This is a genomic window from Thermodesulfobacteriota bacterium (assembly GCA_040755095.1).
Lineage (GTDB): Bacteria > Desulfobacterota > Desulfobulbia > Desulfobulbales > JBFMBH01 > JBFMBH01.
In genome coordinates this window covers 47,229-65,289 of the sequence record JBFMBH010000006.1, presented here as the reverse complement: position 1 = coordinate 65,289, position 18,061 = coordinate 47,229, and the positions used below count along the sequence as shown (strand labels likewise).

General features: G+C 68.9%; 12 protein-coding genes. 7 read left to right on the top strand and 5 right to left on the bottom strand.

The features are described from left to right. Positions 1–117: 117 nt before the first annotated feature. Complete coding sequence (locus tag AB1634_02375) at positions 118–624, bottom strand: hypothetical protein (GenBank protein ID MEW6218361.1); 507 nt, start codon at positions 622–624, stop codon at positions 118–120. Further along, a complete protein-coding gene (locus AB1634_02370) occupies positions 624–4,733 on the bottom strand; it encodes a HAMP domain-containing sensor histidine kinase (protein MEW6218360.1) in 4,110 nt (1,369 codons plus the stop codon). Before AB1634_02370 ends, AB1634_02375 begins: the two co-directional genes overlap by 1 nt. Positions 4,734–5,457: 724 nt before the next feature. Here AB1634_02370 and AB1634_02365 point away from each other — a divergent pair. Beyond that, entirely contained in the window at positions 5,458–7,704 is a 2,247-nt protein-coding gene (locus tag AB1634_02365; GenBank protein MEW6218359.1) for a glycoside hydrolase family 3 N-terminal domain-containing protein, read from the top strand. Between the two features lie 11 nt (positions 7,705–7,715). Here AB1634_02365 and hrpB read toward each other — a convergent pair whose 3' ends face one another. Further along, positions 7,716–10,307, bottom strand: a complete 2,592-nt coding sequence (gene hrpB / locus AB1634_02360) for an ATP-dependent helicase HrpB (protein ID MEW6218358.1) — start codon at positions 10,305–10,307, stop codon at positions 7,716–7,718. 95 nt (positions 10,308–10,402) lie between these two features. On the opposite strand from hrpB, the gene AB1634_02355 reads away from it, so the two are divergent. Together AB1634_02355 and AB1634_02350 are read left to right on the top strand one after the other, a co-directional pair. Continuing rightward, entirely contained in the window at positions 10,403–10,966 is a 564-nt protein-coding gene (locus AB1634_02355; GenBank protein MEW6218357.1) for a metal-dependent hydrolase, read from the top strand. A 27-nt stretch (positions 10,967–10,993) separates the two neighbouring features. After that, a complete protein-coding gene (locus tag AB1634_02350; GenBank protein MEW6218356.1) occupies positions 10,994–12,178 on the top strand; it encodes a class I SAM-dependent methyltransferase in 1,185 nt (394 codons plus the stop codon). An 85-nt stretch (positions 12,179–12,263) separates the two neighbouring features. Here the strand turns inward: AB1634_02350 and AB1634_02345 are convergent, their stop codons facing one another. Next, positions 12,264–12,857 carry a MarC family protein gene (locus tag AB1634_02345; protein ID MEW6218355.1) on the bottom strand — a complete coding sequence of 198 codons (594 nt, stop codon included), beginning with the start codon at positions 12,855–12,857 and terminating at the stop codon, positions 12,264–12,266. Positions 12,858–12,859: 2 nt separating this feature from the next. Further along, positions 12,860–13,162 (bottom strand): DUF503 domain-containing protein, encoded by a 303-nt coding sequence (locus tag AB1634_02340; GenBank protein ID MEW6218354.1) that lies wholly within the window; start codon positions 13,160–13,162, stop codon positions 12,860–12,862. A 178-nt stretch (positions 13,163–13,340) separates the two neighbouring features. Here AB1634_02340 and AB1634_02335 point away from each other — a divergent pair, with 178 nt between their 5' ends. The 4 genes from AB1634_02335 to hemH all read left to right on the top strand — a co-directional run bounded on the left by AB1634_02335 (position 13,341) and on the right by hemH (position 18,061). Beyond that, complete coding sequence (locus tag AB1634_02335; protein ID MEW6218353.1) at positions 13,341–14,675, top strand: CheR family methyltransferase; 1,335 nt, start codon at positions 13,341–13,343, stop codon at positions 14,673–14,675. Between the two features lie 219 nt (positions 14,676–14,894). Then, positions 14,895–15,989, top strand: coding sequence for a radical SAM protein (locus AB1634_02330; GenBank protein ID MEW6218352.1), 1,095 nt, complete (start codon positions 14,895–14,897; stop codon positions 15,987–15,989). Between the two features lie 45 nt (positions 15,990–16,034). After that, the gene (hemE, locus tag AB1634_02325) at positions 16,035–17,069 is read left to right on the top strand and encodes a uroporphyrinogen decarboxylase (GenBank protein MEW6218351.1); all 1,035 of its coding nucleotides are present in this window, start codon (positions 16,035–16,037) and stop codon (positions 17,067–17,069) included. Between the two features lie 5 nt (positions 17,070–17,074). Then, complete coding sequence (gene hemH / locus AB1634_02320) at positions 17,075–18,061, top strand: ferrochelatase (GenBank protein ID MEW6218350.1); 987 nt, start codon at positions 17,075–17,077, stop codon at positions 18,059–18,061.

The window sequence follows — 18,061 nt, the reverse complement described above, 5'->3', positions numbered from 1 at the left end:
GCGTATCTGCCATCCCTACCCTCTGCGGCGCCTTGGCGTCATCACCTGAGGCAAGAGCCGGATGCGGGAAATCCGCTCGTCCGGATCTGTGGAGGGGGTCGTGGGCGACCATGATTCCTACTCCGACTCATGGCTGGGAGGCGAGTAGTCGACCGGGATCAGGACAGCCGGAACCTGGCTTCCCTCCCCGAGCACCAGGGCCAGGTCGTGCTCGAGGAGCAGACGGTTGTATGGCTTGGGATAGATCTTGCCCCGGCGGCCCAGGAGCGATCGAACTCTCGAGACAAGCCGGGGGTTGACCCGAGAGGTGGTGACGGCGACCCAGACGGATCGGTCCTGGACGGTCTCCCGCAGCCACTGCAGCAACCGCACCCCGGTGTCCACCATGTCCGGATCATTGTCCTGCCCGAGATTGGGCGACGGGGTGCCATAGGAGAGCATGATGTCCAGGATAACTGCCGCCAGCCGCTGGCCAGGCTCTTGAACGATGTCCTGCGCCTGCCTAGCATCCGCGGCTTCCAGGATCTGGAAGGCCTGGTACTTGGTCAGCAAGCCCTTGAGCTTGTCCCGCAGATCAGGCTCATCCTCAACGATCAGGATTCGTTTCGACGGTGGCGCGGCCATCAGGCTTCTCCTTCATCGGTGGGGTTCTGTTCCGCCAGGTTCGCCAGTGTTGCCCGGTCAAGCGCGATGGTGAAGGTGGTGCAATGCTCGACCCGGCCTGGGGCCGGCCCCGTTTCCGAGGTGCGGCCGGCTGGTTCTTCCCTGACAGGGACACTTTCCACCAGAATCTTGCCTCGGTGGATGTTTTCGACGGCCTCCCTGACAATGGCAAGGCCGATGCCAGTCCCGGGCCGGGTTCCCCTGGCGTCCGGAACCCGGGACCGGTAGTAGGGCTGGAAGATCCTTTCCCGGTCTTCCGCCGGGATGCCGATCCCCCAGTTCCTGATCTGCACGCGGATGGTGCCATCATCCGATTCATCCAAGGCAACAGCCACCTCGCCGTCCTGCCAGGAGTACTTGCAGGCATTCTCCAGGAGGTTGATGACGGCAATCCGGAGCCATTCGGGGACTGCCTGGATAGGCCGGATCGCCTTCAGGTCGGCATAGGCGATGCGGTTTCGGCCACGCTTGGCCACTGAGGCCATGGAGTCGCAGCATCTCTGGACAAAGTCCTTGAGGTTCACGCTCTCATAGGTCCATCGGTGATCGGGGGATCGGGGGGTAGTGAAGAAGGTCCAGCGGTCCCGGGCATCGTGGACGAACTGGAAGGCCCATTCCACCCGATCATTCATGGATTGGAGTTCCAGATACGGCACCTCCCCGCCTCTGGTCAGTGCCAGGAGCAGGCCCTGCACCTCATCGCGGAGGGTTTGCAGGGGGTGCCCCAGGGAGTGCATGACGTCCCGGATGAGCCAGACCTGTTTCTCTGACAGCGCGATGGTAAGGAGGATCCGTTGCAGGGCAGGGGCCATCTCCTCGGCCAGCCGCAGGTCCTCGGCTGTGAAGCGACAGCTTCGCTTCAAGACTCTGGTCTTTTGCTGCTGGCCGTCGAGCACCTGCTGTTCCCGCTGCTGCGGATTCTCCAGGTGCAGGAGACCTACACACCTCTTCCCTCCACGCGCGGTGTCCAGGAGCGGCATGACCAGCCGCTCGGCAGAAAGCGCTCCGCCCAGGAGGACGCCAAGGTCCTCTGACAGCTGGGTGGCACGGGAGGGCTTTGTGCCCTCCCTTCGGTGTTGGATGTCTGCCGCGCCATTGCGAAGACAACGGGCCAGGATCTCGTCGTCCTCCCCATAAGCGAGGATTCGGAAGCGGAAGCGATCCGAATCAGTGACTGGGCCCTGCTCCCTGGTGGTGGCCAGCAGGGCCATGGCCTCTGCCTGATCCGCGAAAAAGAGATCGCAATGTTCGCACTGGAAGAACTTACGAATGCCTTCCACCAGGCTCTTGCACGCCTGCTCGGCCTGGAAATCGAGGAGAAATTTTTTCGTGTCTGCGAAAAGCTCGTTGATGGTTTCTCTGCTCCGTCGCAGGCGGAGCTCGGTAATCTTGGCAAGGAAGATTCCCGTCACCCGGCGCAGCATGTGCCCCAGGACCTTCTCCTCTTCGACCTCGAACAGTTCGGAACGAAGACAATCCACCACCCCGAAGACCTGGCCCGTGGCATCCACCATGGGAAAGGAAACCAGGTGGTTCCCGTCGGTCTTCTTGGCGTATGCGGCGAGCAGGCGCCGGCCCGGGGTTCTGTTGTGGTACTGGAGTGGCATTGACCACAGCATGGATGACCCGAGTGGCCAGCTCCCTATCCGGGCCGCGTCAATCTTGTCGTGGGCCAGCGGATGATCCGTCAGATCGATCACCTCCAGATTCCCTGCCTGATGTAGTGCTTCAAGAGCCTGGCCCCTGCAGGAACGGGCCACCAGGGTCTTGGCGTTGGCGGAGAACAGCCAGATGACTACGTCCCGCCCCAGGCAAGGCCACTTCTTGCCAGCGAGCCATTGGAGCCAGGCGCCAAAGGCGTCGTCACAGCCTCCCTGCATGGCTAGGTTGTGGCCCAGGGCATCCAATTGTTCCTGGGAACGCTCTTCGTATTCCTGCCTTTCAATGCCCTGGGCCTGATGGAGGGTCTCGGCTAGCACCTCCCCGAGCTCGAGCAGCAGGAGCTGTTGGTCCTCGTCGGAATGGAGGTCACCCTGGAGAAGCCAGGTGAAGGTGGGTTTGAGGCTGCCCTTCTCTTCTGGCCGCCTGGCCAGCGGGATGGTGACGATGGTGGACTCCCCTTCGGCGTGGTCGACGGCACTGGCAAACCGCCGGAGGCGGTTGGCGATATCACGTTCCCCGCCCTCATGTTGCTGCTTGGCCTCCTGCTCCAGAGCCGTAATGAAGCTCCGGATCCTGGTCTTCTTGTCGCCGCCGCTGCAGATGACCGGCCGTCCGGTCGTACAGGCCTCCTGACACGGACCCGAGGGGGTGGCTGGGGCAAAGAGGTGGTTGAAGATCCGGGGAGGGTCAGCGGTGCCGTTGGGAATGCACCAGTGTCGATAGATGCGGCTGGGGCCGGCCTGGGGAGTGGTCCTGGGGTCAGTGATCCAGGCGGCGACCGGCTTGATGAGCTGGACGCTTTTGCGGACGACGTCTTCGATGAAAAGCCGCACGTTCCGATGGCCATTGGTGAAGTTCCTGTAGGCCTCCGCGATCTCCTTCCGGAGGCTGGTGGTAAGGGCAAGAAACCGACTGTGCGAGACGAGGTGGAGGATGTGCAGGCGGTAGACCCACCGGGGAATCCTTCTTTCGAGATCAGCGCGGAGGACAGGGATGGGAGAGCTGTTTCCTGGCTGGTGGATGAGAGCCAGCACCCCGGTGGTCGCCTCGGACAGCTCCAGGGGCAGCATGGTCAGGCAGGATGAGCCGGTGCCGTGGCCGATGGCCACGTCGTAACGGGAGGTTCGGCCTGCAGCCACTTCTTCCGCCTCGGCGTCAACCCTCGTCCGGAAGTCGGACGGCTGCCGGGGCATCTCCCCCCAGACTGTGGGAGGGCGTCGCAAGGACGGGGTGTCCTCCCCAGGCGCGAAGAAATAGGCCAGGCAGCAGACCGCACCAGCCATCACGGCGGCCTCCTCGCAGACCGACAACACCGTCTCGTCCTTGACCCGCAGGCCCATGGCACTGGGGTTCCGGTCTGGCACCACCAACTCCTGGGGATAGAAGAAGCCCCGGAAAAGGTGGGAGGCCACGTCTGCGGCCCGGCTCACCCGCTGGTCGATTTCCTGGCAGAGGTCCGCGGTCACCCCAGCATCGGCCACAGCGGCTTGTCCGGGCTGTTCAAAGACCACTGTGCACGAACGGCGCAGAGGCGGCTGGTCCCGCTGTGGTGCTGGGCCATCCGTGGCCCGGGCAATGGCCACCCCCCAGGGAGCAGGGGCAGGGTATTCCCGCGTCTCAACCTTGCGGCCGTTCGTGACATGGAGTTGCAGGGCGTGCGTCCGCCCGGGCCTCACCAGGGCAAGGGCGCTGCCGATTCTCTCCAGGGCGCCTGCTTGGGTGGCCCGGAACAGACGGTTGGCAAAGAAGAGTCCCGTGGCCATGGCCCGGGTTCCCTGCTCAGGTGTCCAGGGATCCAGGCGCAGCCGGTCTGGACTCTTCCGGAGGTAACCGATCTCCACTGTGCCGAGCACCAGATCTGCGGGCGGGGGTGGGCGGGCGACCCAATTCGCGGCCTGACTGACAAACCCACTACCTTGCTTTTCGTCCGGCCAGGCCAATGCGTTTTGGAGATAAGCCTCGATGGCGTCGACATCGTCGCTGGCGCGTGGCAAAGCGAGCAGGGGGAAGAGGGGGAACCAGAACCTGCTGAACCTCTCATGGCCATACTGGAAGAAGATCCGCTGGTCGAAGCGCTGGCAGTCGTTGCCGACAATGAATTCCGGTCGCAGATGGTGTACCACGTCGGCCTGGATGTCCAGCTTGGCCTGGGCGTCCCCGGTGGCCAGCGGGTGGGCAGGCAGGAATTCGAAGCTCAGCGGCATCCCGAAGCCGCGCACGGTTCGGATCGCCCGCTGGTGCTGGTCGACCAGCTGGAGGTAGAGCATGTCAGGCGGCGACCACACGGAGTCGTCAAACGCCTGCCGAAACTCCTCCACAAAGCGGTCCACCGCCTCCTTGAGGGCCAGTGGTCCTTCGCCTGCCAGCTGGATCTCCTCCCAGGTCGAGAACAGGACCCTTTCCCACATCGCCTCTCGGACATGCGGCTCCCAGAGCGACGCGAGGAAGTCCGCCGTTGCTTTGACCTGGGCAGTGCTTGCCTCGGGTTGGATGCGCGCTGTGCCGCGGGCGGTCGCCGGTGGCTGGAAGGAGAAGTGGAGCGCCCCGATCACCTTCCTGCCGGCAGGAAGCGGCATTGCGACGCCCTGCCGCCCCGCGACTAGGCGCTCTGCCCGGTATGCCTCCGCCACTTCGGAAGGTGGCTCCGCCGGAGGAATGTCGGCTTCGGGTGGCCAAGAGGCCTCAGGCTTGAGGGTTCCCGAGGCCCCATCGAGGAGATAGCTCTGGCATGAGGCAGGCCCCAGCTTGTCGGCCGCATGCGCGACAAGATCGGCGAGCACCCCCTGGAGGCCCTTGGAGCCGCCACCGGTGATGATCTGAAGGAGTGGACATCCTGTCATGGCATTGACGCGCCCCCTACGCGGTAAGAAAGACAATAACTGACACTGTTCCTACTCCACGAGCAGAACTCATAATAGAGTCATTGATTGGTTGTCAATGACAAAGTCAGATCTCTGGGAGAAGAACAACGTGGTCAGTGCTGGGTTTGGTATGGCTGGCGATGGAGATCATCTTGACCTTCCCACGGTGGAACGGTCTACCATCCAGGCGGTAATGTGCCATCGTCAGGCTTGACAGTCGCTTCCTTTGCTCGTTAAGAGATGCTCTCCCCATAAACATGAGGAGGGAGCTATGCGCACGAAGGAGACTTTCCCTGTCGTTTTGATCCTGGCCCTCACCCTTGCCGGCCCGGCCAGCGCCGCCGCCGGCCCGGGCCCGGATATCGAGGCCCTGCTGGCGGCTATGACCCTCCCGGAGAAGGTGGGGCAGATGACCATGCTGACCCTGAACGCCGTATCCAAGGGGCAGCTGCCCTTCAGCCCGGCGGAGCCCCACGAGCTGGATCCGGAGCGGCTGCAGCGGGCCATTGTCGAGCACCACGTGGGCGCCCTCTTCAACATCGGCCACCATGCCTTCCCCCGGGAGCACTGGCGGCAGATGATCGCCGAGATCCAGGAGCTGGCCAGGGGCACCCGACTGGGGATCCCGGTGCTCTATGGCATCGATGCCGTGCACGGCATGACCTACGCCCAGGAGGCCACCTCGTTTCCCCAGCAGATCGGCCTGGCGGCCACCTGGGATCCGGAGCTGGTGGAGCGGGTGGCCCGGATCAGCGCCTACGAGACCCGGGCCCAGGGCATCCCCTGGGTGTTCGCCCCCACTGCCGAGCCGGGCAGAAGCCCGGTGCACTCCCGGTTCTTCGAGACCTTTGGCGAGGATACCTTCCTGGCCGGCGAGCTGACCGCCGCCTTTGTGCGGGGTCTCCAGGGCCAGGACCCGGCCCAGCCCCACCGGGTGGGGGCGACCCTCAAGCATTTCCTGGGCTACACCATCCCGGTCTCCGGCAAGGACCGCACCACGGTGAGCGTCAGCCGGCGGGCCTTGCAGGAGCTGTTCCTGCCGCCCTTTGTCCAGGGGATGGCCGCCGGAGCGCAAGCCGTGGTCCTGAGCCTGGCGGATATCGACGGCCTGCCGGTCCATGCCGATCCGGGGCTGGTGCAGGGCCTTTTGAAGGACGAGCTGGGCTTTGCCGGCGTGGCGGTGTCGGACTGGGGCTCGGTGGAGAACATCTACGCCCACCACCGGGCGGCTGCGAGCCGCAAGGAGGCCATCGCCCTGGCGACCGCTGCCGGGGTCGATCTGGCCATGGTGCCGTTCGATGTCGAGCACGCCCAGGAGCTGGTCACCCTGGTGCGGGAGGGGCGGGTGGCCGAGGCCAGAATCGACGATGCCGTCCGCCGCATCCTTGCCTTCAAGGCCCGTCTGGGCCTGTTCGCGACCCCGATCCATCCGGCCGAGCAGTACCCGGCCTATGCCTCCCCGGCCCATCGCCAGGTCGCCCTGGAGGCAGCGGTCGCCTCCCTGACCCTTCTGAAGAACCAGGGCGGGGTCCTGCCCCTGGCCAAGAGCGGCCGGCTCCTGGTGGCCGGTCCGGCGGCGGACGCCATGGCGCCCCTGAACGGCGGCTGGAGCTACACCTGGCAGGGGGCGGAGACCGATCGCTATCTGCCGGACGGGGTGACCATCCTCGATGCCATCCGCGCCCAGGTGGGCGGCGAGCGGGCACGGCATCTGCCCTGGCGGGAAGACGGGGCCGTGGACCCGGAGGCGGTGGCGGCCGCGGCGGACGGGGTGGACGCCATCATCCTCTGCCTGGGCGAGCCGGCCTATGCCGAGAACTTCGGCAACATCGACGATCTCACCCTGCCGGCGGCGCAGCTGGAGCTGGCCAGGATGCTGGCTGCCCTGGGCAAGCCCACGGTGCTGGTTCTGGCCCAGGGGCGGCCCCGGATCATCACCGCCATCGAGCCCGCCATGGCGGCGGTGCTCCAGGCGTATCTGCCCGGCAACGAGGGCGGCCGGGCAGTGGCCGAGGTGCTGTTCGGCGATGCCGAGCCCGCGGGCCGGCTGCCCTTCACCTATCCCCGGGGGCCCAATGGGCTCGCCACCTACGACCACCGGATCTCGGAGGATTATGCCTTCGACTGCCTGTACCCCTTTGGCGCCGGCCTGGCCCACACCACCTTTGCCTACCGGCATCTGGAGGTCTCGCCCCGGCAGCTGGGCCCGGACGGCACCTTGACCGTCGCGGTGGAGGTGCTCAATACCGGCCGGCGGCCCGGCTTCGAGGTGGTGCAGGTCTATGCCAGCGACCTGGTGGCCAGCGTCGCGCCCGCGGTGAAGCGGCTCAAGGCCTTCCGGAAGATCCGGCTCGCGCCTGGCGAGAGCCGGCGTCTGACCCTCACCCTCTCCCCCCGGGATCTGGCCTTGGTGGACCGCGAGCTGCACTGGCGGGCCGAGGCCGGGGAATTCGTCATCCGGGTGGGCGACCTCAGCCAGGGCATTGTGCTCACGGAAGGCCGGGTATTCCCCCGATAGGGCGGGGCGGGCTACCGGCGCGGCCGGGGCTGGGCGCGGCTGGTGGGCGGCGCGCGCCAGGGATCCTCGGGCCAGGGATGGCGGGGGTAGCGGCCCCGGAGCTCCCGGCGCACCTCCGGGTAGGTGCGGGCCCAGAAGCCGGCCAGGTCCTGGGTGACCTGGATGGGCCGGCCGGCCGGGGAGAGGAGGTGGAGCATCACCGGCACCTGGCCCCAGCAGACCGTGGGGGTGGCGGCGAGCCCGAACAGCTCCTGGAGGCGGACGGCCAGAACCGGCGGCCCGCCGGGCTGGTAGGCAAGGCGCCGGCGGCTGCCGCTGGGCACCGTCAGATGGGTGGGGGCACCGGTCACAAGGCGCTGGCGCTCTTCCCAGGTCAGGCGGCCGGCGAGAAGGGCCGCCAGATCCAGGCGGGCAAGGTCGGCCAGGGAGGCCAGGCCCGCAAGGGCCGGTCCCAGCCAGCCGGCCAGCTCCTGGCCCAGGGCCTGGTCGCTCAGATCCGGCCAGCCTTCGGCCGGCCGCCAGGCCCGGAGCGACAGCACCCGGGCCTGGAGCTCCCGGGCCGCCGGGCTGAAGGGCAGGGCGCCCGGTCCCAGCCGGGTCAGCTGGGCCAGGAGGCAGGCGGCCAGGGCCGCGGGCTCCGGCCTTGCCAGGGGGAGGCTGGCGAGCACGACGGCGCCCAGCCGCTCCTCCCGCCGGCCGACCGCCGCGGCCAGGCCGTCGTCCCAGCGCACCTCCTCGGCGACCTCAATCCGTTCTTCCAGCACAGACCGCAGCTCGCCGGCGTGGACCTCGGCCGCCAGGAAGATGCGGCCCTCGCTGCGGCCAGCATCCAGAGCCGGCACCACCAGGAATTCGTGGCCAGCCAGCGGATCATGGGGCGGCAGGACCGCCCCGCGGCCGGCGGCCAGGGTGAAGTGGTGCCGCCGGCCGGGCCGCAGCCTGGCCACCCGGTCCGGGAAGGCAGCAGCGAGAAGGGCACCAGGGCGGGACGCCTTGTCGGACGGGTCGGACGCGTCTGACCGGTCGGATTCGCCCTGCCTTGCCGGCAACAGCCGCTCCCAGGCGCGGCTGGCCTGGGTGACCCGGCGGCAGGCCTCCGGGTCGGCGCCCCGGGAGCGGGCCGCGGCACCGCCTTGTTGGCGGAAGGCCGCCAGGGCCTGCAGCCGCAGCTCCAGGTCGCAGGGCCGGGGTTGGGCGGTGGGCAGCAGCAGATCCCGCTCGGATAAGATGGCCGCCAGGTCGCAGCCCAGGGCAGGGACACCCCACTGGGCCGCAGCCAGGAGCAGGCTGGCCAGCCGGGGCTCGGCCGGCAGCCGGGCCATGGCGCGGCCGCGCGCCGTGAGCTGGCCCGCAGCATCCAGGGCACCCAGCTCGGCGAGGAGCGCCCGGCCCTGCTCCCAGGCCGCGGCCGGTGGCGGATCCAGCCAGCGCAGGGCCGAAGGGTCATGAACCCCCCAAGCCGCCAGCTCCAGGGCCAGGCCGGCCAGATCGCTGGCCAGCATCTCCGGCAGCCGGTCCGGCCGCAGGCTGGGGGTGAGGGAGGCGGGCCAGAGGCGCAGGCAGCGGCCCGGCCCCAGGCGGCCCGCCCGGCCGGCCCGCTGGCTGGCCTCGGCCTGGGAGACCCGCACCGTCACCAGGCGGCCGAGGCCGCGGTTGGCATCGAAGCGGGGCGCCCTGGTCCAGCCGCAGTCCACCACCCCCTCCACGCCCTCGATGGTCAGGCTGGTCTCGGCAATGGCCGAGGCCAGGACCACCCGCCGCCGGCCACCAGGGTCAGGCATGAGGGCCCGCTCCTGATCGATCCGGGGCAGATCGCCGTAGAGGGGGGCGGTGAGGAGGCCTTCCTGGGGCCGTGCGGCCAGCTCGGCCATGGTGGCCCGGATCTCGCCGCCGCCGGGAAGAAAGGCCAGAAGATCACCGGTGGTCTCGGCCAGGAGCTGCCGGATTCCGGCCGCGGTCTGGCGGGCCAGGTCCTGGCGACGCTCCGGCAAGGCCAGGGCCACCCCCTCGGGCAGATGCTGGATCGTCACCGGAAAGGCCCGACCCTGGGCGGCGAGGACCGGGGCCCCGCCCAGAAGGCCGGCCACCGCCGCCGTATCCAGGGTGGCGGACATGACCAGCAGGCGCAAGTCTGGCCGCAAGACCTCCTGAACATCCAGACAGAGGGCAAGGCCGAGATCGGCCTCCAGAGAGCGCTCGTGGAATTCATCGAAGATCACCAGGCCCACGCCGGCCAGCTCCGGATCGCTTTGCAGGCGGCGGGTGAGCACCCCTTCGGTCAGGACCTCGATGCGCGTGCCCGCAGACACCTTTGTTTCAAAGCGGATGCAAAAGCCCACCGTGGCACCCACCGGCTCAGTCAGCAGCTCGGCCATGCGGGCCGCGGCAGCGCGGGCGGCCAGACGACGCGGCTCCAGGAGCAGGATCTTCCGGCCCGCCAACCAGGGGGCGGCGAGCAGGGCCAGGGGCACGGCGGTGGTCTTGCCGGCACCCGGCGGCGCCGCCAGCACGGCGGACTGATAGTCAGCCAGGGTGACGGTCAGCTCCGGCAGCAGGGGCAGGATAGGGAGAGCCGGGGGCAGGGCGGGCGCAAAACGGTCCATGGTCAAGGGTGGCCGGGGATAGGGTTTGGTGCCGGCCAGGAGAGAGTGTACAATGCCGGAAGGATTCCCCCCACCATCCGGATGACGCGACGCCCATGCCCATGCCCCTCGGACATGCGGCCGTGGGCCTTCTGGCCTATCGGCTGGCAAGCCTGCTCCGGCGCCGGCCCTGGTCCTGGGCTGTTGCCGGCGCCGTGGCGGTCCTGGCCAACCTGCCGGATGTGGACATCCTGGCTGGGCTGGTGCTGCGGGACAACGCCCTGGCCTTCCACCGGGGGCCCACCCACTCCCTGCTCTTTGCCCTGGTCCTGGGTCTGGGGACGGCGTGGCTGTGGCGCCGGGCCAGCGGGAGGGCGAGTCTCGATCCGGTGGCAGCGGTGGCGGTGGTCCTTTCCCATCTGGCCGCCGACGTTTTGTGGAGCGGCATCCCGATCTCCTTCTTCTGGCCCCTGGAGGTCTACTGGGCGACCGGCCGCCGGGGCTGGCCCCAGATCAGCCGCGCCCTGGCCGCCTCCGGTCGCCTGGACGCCTGGCTCATCGCCGGCGCCCTGGTCCTGCTTCTGCTCACCCTGCTGTGGCGCCGGCGGGGAGCCGCCCATCCCCCGGCCGGAGCCGCCTCCAGACCGGGCACCACGGATCCTGGCGGCAGCCAGGGCTAGAATCCGTTGCGTACAGGAGCAAGCCGCATGGCACAGGTGGTTCTGAAGCCAGGCCGGGACAAGAGCGTCCGGCGCCGCCATCCCTGGATCTTCTCCGGCGCTGTGGCGCGGGTGGACGGGGAGCCCGCCGCCGGCGCCACCGTGAAGGTGGTGGCCGCAGACGGCCGGCTCCTGGGCCGGGGGGCCTATTCCCCCCTTTCCCAGATCCTGGTGCGGCTGTGGAGCCTGGACCCGGTGGAGGCCATCGACGACGCCTTCTGGCAGCGACGTCTGGCGCGCTGCCTGGCGCGCCGGCAGGATCTGGCCAGCCGGGACGACGCGACGGCGTATCGGCTGGTCAACGGGGAAGGCGATGGCCTGCCCGGCCTGGTGGTGGACCGCTATGGCGATTTTCTGGTCTGCCAGCTGCTGGCGGCCGGCCCCGAGGCGTGGCGGGCGACCATCGTCGACACCCTGGGGGCGCTGGTGCCGGTGGCCGGGATCTTCGAGCGCTCCGACGCCGGGGTGCGGGCCAAGGAGGGGTTGGCGCCCCGGGTGGGGCTCCTGGCCGGCGAGGAGCCGCCAGCTTGGATCCCCATCGTCGAGGGCCCCTGCCGCTTCCAGGTGGATGTGCGCTCCGGCCACAAGACCGGCTTCTATCTCGACCAGCGGGACAACCGGGCGCGGGTGACGGCCCTGGCGGCGGGCCGGGAGGTGCTCAACGCCTTCGCCTACACCGGCGCTTTCGGCATCAGTGCCCTGGCCGGCGGCGCCACTCGGGTCACCAACCTGGAGACCTCGGCCGCTGCCTTGGCCCAGGCCGCCGTCCATGCCCGGGACAACGGCTTTGCTGCCGAGCGGCTGGAGAGCCTGGAGGCGGATGTCTTTGTCGCCCTGCGCCGCTTCCGGGACATGGGCCGCTTCTTTGACTGCATCATCCTCGATCCCCCCAAGTTCGCTGAATCGGCGAGCCAGGTGCCTGCTGCCAGCCGGGGCTACAAGGACATCAATCTGCTGGCCATGAAGCTCCTGCGGCCGGACGGCCTCCTGGTCACCTTCTCCTGCTCCGGCCATGTCTCCCCGGAGATCTTCGAGGCCATCGTCGCCGAGGCGGCCCGGGACGCCGGCCGGGACCCCCAGGTCCTGGCCCGCCTCGGCCAGCCGGCCGACCACCCCTTTACCCTCCACTTCCCGGAGGGCAGCTATCTCAAGGGGCTGATCTGCCGGGTGTAGGTGGACGGTATGGACGTCATGGACAGCATGGACGTGATGGACCCGGCCCGGCGGTCCATGGCGTCCATGTTGTCCAGATGGTCCATCACGGGCTGCCGCTGCCGGTGACCAGGGCCACCAGGCCCCGTCGCACCATCATGACCGCGATGGCGGCCAGGAGGAGGCTCGCGATCTTGGAGAGGGTCTTGGAGCCGGCTCGGCCCAGGACCCGGTGGATGGCGCCGGCGAAGAGAAAGGTGATGCCGGCGATGAGGATGTTGGTCACCACCGCCAGGGCGGCGATGACAAAGCCGTGCTGGTGCATGACCAAAAGGGAGGTGGTGAGGACCGCTGGCCCGGTGATGAGGGGCACGCCGATGGGCACCGCGCCCAGGCTGTCCGGGTCCACTTGGCGCAAGGCCTTGTCCGCGGTGAGGAGATCCCGCAAGGAGAGGGCGAACAGCACGCAGCCGCCGGCGATCATGAAGTCGGCGATGGTGAGCCCCAGAAGGCGCAGGATCCAGGTGCCGGCCACCAGGAAGGTCAGGGCCACCACGGTGGCCGTGGCCACCGACTGGCTGATGATCCGCCGCCGCGCCGCCTGGTCCAGGTCCTCGGTGAGGCCGAGGTACAAAGGCAGCACCCCCAGGGCATCCACGGCCACGAACAGGGGCACGAAGGCCAGCCAGAAGGCCTTCACGGCTAGCACCACTCCAGGCGGGCGGCCACGATCTCGATCTCGCTCTCCTCGTCGAACAGGCCCCGGACCAGATTCATCTGCTCGTCCACCAGGCGGCGGTCGTTGCCCAGAACCGCTACTCCGAGGAGCGAGCGCTGCCATTCCTCCAGGAGCCCCAGCTCCGCCACCGAGGCGTTGCACTCGTTGCGGATCCGGCGTTTGAGGCTGGAGGTGACCTTTCGCTTCGACTTCAGGGAGCCGGAGTGGGGGATGAAGATCTCGACGGTCAGGAGGGCGAGATGGATGGTGGCCGGGTGCGGGGTCATGGCGGCTGGGTGGGGAGCGGCAGGGCTGGGGACGCCTTGTCTGTCGCTGGGGCATTGTGCGATAATCCGGCGAGGGCCGGCAGTGGCCGGCCCTGGATGCCGGCGAAGCGCAGTGTAGCAACGAGCCGCGTTCGGCGTCCAGTCCTTTGTGGCCGGCCTTCCAGGCTCGGCACTGCTCATGCCCCGACACGCAACCGATTCTCAGCTGGCGACGGTGAGTCGCATTCTGGCCAGCCGCCTGGGCCTCCTGTTCCGGCCCGAGCGCTGGGACGAGCTGGACCGCCAGCTGGTGCAGGCCGCTGACCTCCTGCGGCAGGGCGACAGCGACCGGCTGGTGCACCGCCTCGTGAGCGGCCTCCTCACCCCGGAGGAGGCCGAGGCCCTGACCGGCTGTCTGACGGTGGGCGAGACCTACTTCTTCCGAGAGCCCAAGTCGTTTGCCACCCTGACCGACAAGATCCTGCCGGAGCGGCTGGCCGCCCGTGCGGGTAGCCGCCGCCGGCTGCGCCTGTGGAGCATCGCCTGCAGCACCGGCGAGGAGGCCTATTCCCTGGCCATGGTCCTGGATCGCTATCGGGCCGAGCTGGGTGGCTGGCAGGTGGCTGTCCTGGGCACCGACATCAACGCCGCAGCCCTGGCCACCGCCAGCCGCGGGGTCTATGGCCCCTGGTCCTTCCGGGGCCTGGACGAGGAGAGCCGGCAGACCTTCTTCCGGCCCCTGGCCAACGGGCGCTGGGAGATCGTCCCCCGTCTCCGGCGGCTGGTGACCTTCCGCCACTGCAACCTGGCCAAGGCGCCGCTGCCGGACGAGGCGGCAGCTCGCCAGGACCAGGATGTGATCTTCTGCCGCAATCTTCTCATGTACTGGGAGCCGGAGATGGCGGCAGCCCTGGTGGCCAGGCTGCACGCCAACCTGGCTCCGGAGGGCTGGCTGGTGGCCGGCCCCACCGACGCCCCCTTCTTTCTCGCCTCCGGGCTCTTTACCCTGGCCGGCCATGGCCCGATGATCTTCCGCCCCCAGGGACCGGCCTCTCCGGTAGCGGGACCGCCACCGGAGAGGCCGGTGGCTGCCGCCGAGGGACTGGCCGAGCCGCCGGCCGCAGACCGGGCCGCCTGCCTGCTTCTGGCCCGCTGCCACGCCAAGAAGGGGCAGCTTGCGGCCGCCGCCACTTGGTGCCAGCGGGCCCTGGCCCTGGAGCGTCTCGATCCCGAGGCCCATTACCTGGCCGCAGGCATTGCCCTGGAGCTGGGACAGGCGCACGAGGGGATCAAGGCCCTGGAGCGTTGTCTCTACCTGGCCCCGGAGCATCTGCTGGCCCATTTCACCCTGGGCAATCTGCGCTGCCAACAGGGGAACCTCCGGGCCGGCCGGCGGCACCTGGTAGCCGCCCTGACCCTTGCCCGCCGCTATCCCCCGGCGGCGATCCTGCCCGGCGAGACAGGCCTCAGTGCCGGCCGTCTGGTCGCCATCATCGCCACCATGCTGGGCGGCGAGGGCAGCGCCCACGGCTGATGGGGTCAGAACCGGGGCCGCCGGTTGCGACCTGGGGGACCAGGATGGCGCCAGCGCCCCCTGGGCCGAGGCCATGGGGCCAGGGCCGTGGAATGGTCTTGCCACCGGCCGGAATTGCCGCCAAACTGGGGCAGTCCTTCGTTGACAGCCTGGCCGGTCCGTGGCAAATAGCCCCGATCCCTTCACCGGCCGTAACAAGCCCTTCTTTGGAGGCTGCCTGTGGAATTTGTGCCCAAGTGGATCGCCTGGGAGATCACCCGGCGCTGCAACCTCAAGTGTGTCCACTGCCGCTCGTCCTCGGCCCTGGAGGTGGCGGGCCACCCGGATTTCTCCCTGGAGGAGGCCCGGCGGGTCCTGGACGACATCGCCTCCTATGCCCAGCCGGTGGTGGTGCTCTCCGGCGGCGAGCCGCTTCTGCGGCCGGATGTCTTCGAGATCGCCCGCTACGGCACCCAAAAAGGCTTGCGCATGTGCCTGGCCACCAATGGCACCCTGGTGACGCCGGAGATCTGCGACCGTATCAAGGAAGTGGACATCAAGATGGTGTCCCTGAGCCTGGACGGGGCCAGCGCGCCAGTGCACGACGACTTCCGCTGCCAGCCCGGCGCCTTCGACGGCACAGTGCGGGCCGCCGGCCTCTTCCGGGAGCACGGCATCCCCTTCCTCATCAACTCCTCCTTCACGAAGCGCAACCAGGCCGAGATTCCCAAGGTCGCCCGCCTGGCCAAGGAGCTGGGCGCCACCGCCTGGTACATGTTCATGATCGTGCCCACCGGCCGGGGCGAGGAGATCCTCTCCGAGCTCATCTCCAAGGAGGACTACGAGGAGCTGTTGCGCTGGCATTACGAGATGGAGAAGAACGAGACCGGGATGCTGGTCCGGCCCACCTGCGCCCCCCATTACTACCGGGTGGTGGTGCAAGAGGCCCGGGCCCGGGGCGAGAAGCTCGAGCGCCGCAGCCTCAAGTTCTCCACCGGCGGTGCCAAGGGTTGTCTGGCCGGCCAGCTCATCAGCCTCATTGACGTGGACGGCAATGTGCTGCCCTGCTCCTACTTCCCCAAGGCGGCGGGCAACATCCGCGAGCAGTCCTTCAAGGAGATCTGGGAGACCTCGTCCCTGTTCCAGGAGCTGCGGGATTTCAAATCCTATCGGGGCCGCTGCGGGGCGTGCGAGTTTGTCAATGTCTGCGGCGGCTGCCGGGCCCGGGCCTACGCCATGAGCGGTGACTACCTGGCCGAGGAGCCGTTTTGCGGCTATCTGCCCCTGAAGCTGGTGAAGGCCCAGGAAGCGGCGGGCCGCGACGCCGGCCGCTAGGGATCCCCGGGGCTGCTGCGGCCCCCTACCGGAGAGGAGCGAGTCATGAACGATACCTTCCTGCGGGCCTGCCGCGGCGAGGCGGTCTCCCACACGCCGATCTGGATCATGCGCCAGGCCGGGCGGTATCTGCCCGCCTACCACACAGTCCGGGATCGGGTTTCCTTCCTGGAACTGTGCAAGACCCCGGAGCTGGCCGCCGAGGTGACGATCCAGCCGGTGGACATCCTGGGCGTCGATGCGGCGATCCTCTTTTCCGACATCCTGGTGCCCATCGAGGCCATGGGCATGGAGCTGGCCTTCCATGAGAAGAAGGGACCGGTCCTGGGACCGGTGGTGCGCTCGCTGGCCGATGTGGGGCGGCTGTCGGTGCCGGACCCGGAGGAGCGCCTGGGCTTTGTCCTGGAAGCCATCCGCATCCTCCGGCGGGAGCTGGCCGCCAAGGTGCCCCTCATCGGTTTTGCCGGCGCGCCTTTCACCCTGGCCACCTACGTGATCGAGGGCGGCTCGTCCAAGAGCTTCTTTGAGACCAAGCGCCTGATGTACGCCGCCCCGGAGGTGTGGGCGGCCCTCCTGGACCGGATCACCGCCAGCACCACCCTGTATCTGGCGGCCCAGGTGTCTGCCGGTGCCCAGGCGCTGCAGATTTTCGACTCCTGGGTCGGGGTGCTGGGTCCGGAGGATTTCGCCCGCTACGCCCTGCCCTACGTCAAGCGGATCATCGCCGACCTCCGGGCCCAGGGGGTGACGGTGCCGATCATCTACTTCGCCAACAACGGCGCCAGCCTTCTGGAGCTGTCCGAGACCAGCGGCGCCGATGTCCTGGGCCTCGACTGGCGGCTCGACATCGCCCAGGCCCTGGAGCGGCTGGGGCCGGGGGTGGCGATCCAGGGCAATCTGGACCCTTGCGCCCTCCTGCTGCCGGAGGCGGAGCTGGAAAAGAGGGTGGCCCGGATCCTCGACCAGGGCCGCCAGGCCCGCGGCCACATCTTCAACCTCGGCCACGGTATCCTGCCGGAAACGCCGCCCGAAAAGGCCCAGTTCCTGGTGGCCTGCGTCCATCGCCTGAGCCGGCGGTAGCGGCCGTGACCCCAGCCAGCGGCAGCCAGGCCATCGCCATCCTGCTCCTCAATCTGGGCGGCCCGGAGCGGGGCGAGGAGGTGCGGCCCTTTCTGGTCAACCTTTTTTCCGACCGGGAGATCATCCGCCTGGGGCCGGCCCTGCTCCAGCCCCTCATCGCCCGTTTGATCGCCTGGCGCCGGGCGCCCAAGAGCCGGGCCAACTACGCCGAGATCGGCGGCTCGCCCCTGGCCCGCATCACCGCTGCCCAGGGGCAGGCCCTGGCGGAGCATCTGGCCCCCTGCGGCCCGTTCCGCTCCTTCGTCTGCATGCGCTACTGGCATCCCCGGACCGGCGCCTGCCTGGCCCAGGTGCAGGCGGCCGGCATCCGGCGGCTGGTGGCGCTCACCCTCTACCCCCACTTCTCCCGGGCCACCACCGGCTCCTCCTTGAGCGAGCTGGCCCGCCAGCTGCAAGTGGGGGTGCCTGATCTGGAGCTGGCGGTGGTGCGGGAATGGCCCACCCAGGCGGGCTACATCCGGGAGCTGGCGGCGGTGATCGCCGCCGCCTGGCAGGCAGCGGCCGACCCGGCGGCGGCGGTTCTGTACAGCGCCCACTCCCTGCCCGCCGCCCTGATCGAGGAGGGCGATCCCTATCTCGATCAGATCCGGGCCACCATCGCCGCGGTGGAGGAGCTGACCGGCCGGCCCGGGCAACTGGCCTTCCAGAGCCGGAGCGGCCCGGTGCGCTGGCTCGCCCCCTCCACCCCGGACAGCCTGCGGCAGCTGGCCGCCGGCGGCTGCCGCACCGTGGTGGTGGTGCCGGTCAGCTTTGTCTCGGACCACATCGAGACCCTGCACGAGATCGATATCCAGTACCGCCAGCTGGCCCACGGCCTCGGGATGCGCCTGGTGCGCACCGAGTCCCTGAACGTGCGGCCCGGCTTCATTGCAGCGCTGGGCGAGCTGGTGCTCGCCGCTTGCCGGGAGCGCGGCTGGCTGCCGGTGGCCTGA

Excerpts from the sequence above, each read along its gene's own strand:
- AB1634_02375 (MEW6218361.1), bottom strand. The coding sequence starts at position 624 with ATGGCCGCGCCACCGTCGAAACGAATCCTGATCGTTGAGGATGAGCCT.
- AB1634_02370 (MEW6218360.1), bottom strand. The coding sequence starts at position 4,733 with ATGTGGGAAAGGGTCCTGTTCTCGACCTGGGAGGAGATCCAGCTGGCA.
- AB1634_02365 (MEW6218359.1), top strand. The coding sequence starts at position 5,458 with ATGCGCACGAAGGAGACTTTCCCTGTCGTTTTGATCCTGGCCCTCACC.
- hrpB (MEW6218358.1), bottom strand. The coding sequence starts at position 10,307 with ATGGACCGTTTTGCGCCCGCCCTGCCCCCGGCTCTCCCTATCCTGCCC.
- AB1634_02355 (MEW6218357.1), top strand. The coding sequence starts at position 10,403 with ATGCCCATGCCCCTCGGACATGCGGCCGTGGGCCTTCTGGCCTATCGG.
- AB1634_02350 (MEW6218356.1), top strand. The coding sequence starts at position 10,994 with ATGGCACAGGTGGTTCTGAAGCCAGGCCGGGACAAGAGCGTCCGGCGC.
- AB1634_02340 (MEW6218354.1), bottom strand. The coding sequence starts at position 13,162 with ATGACCCCGCACCCGGCCACCATCCATCTCGCCCTCCTGACCGTCGAG.
- AB1634_02335 (MEW6218353.1), top strand. The coding sequence starts at position 13,341 with ATGCCCCGACACGCAACCGATTCTCAGCTGGCGACGGTGAGTCGCATT.
- hemE (MEW6218351.1), top strand. The coding sequence starts at position 16,035 with ATGAACGATACCTTCCTGCGGGCCTGCCGCGGCGAGGCGGTCTCCCAC.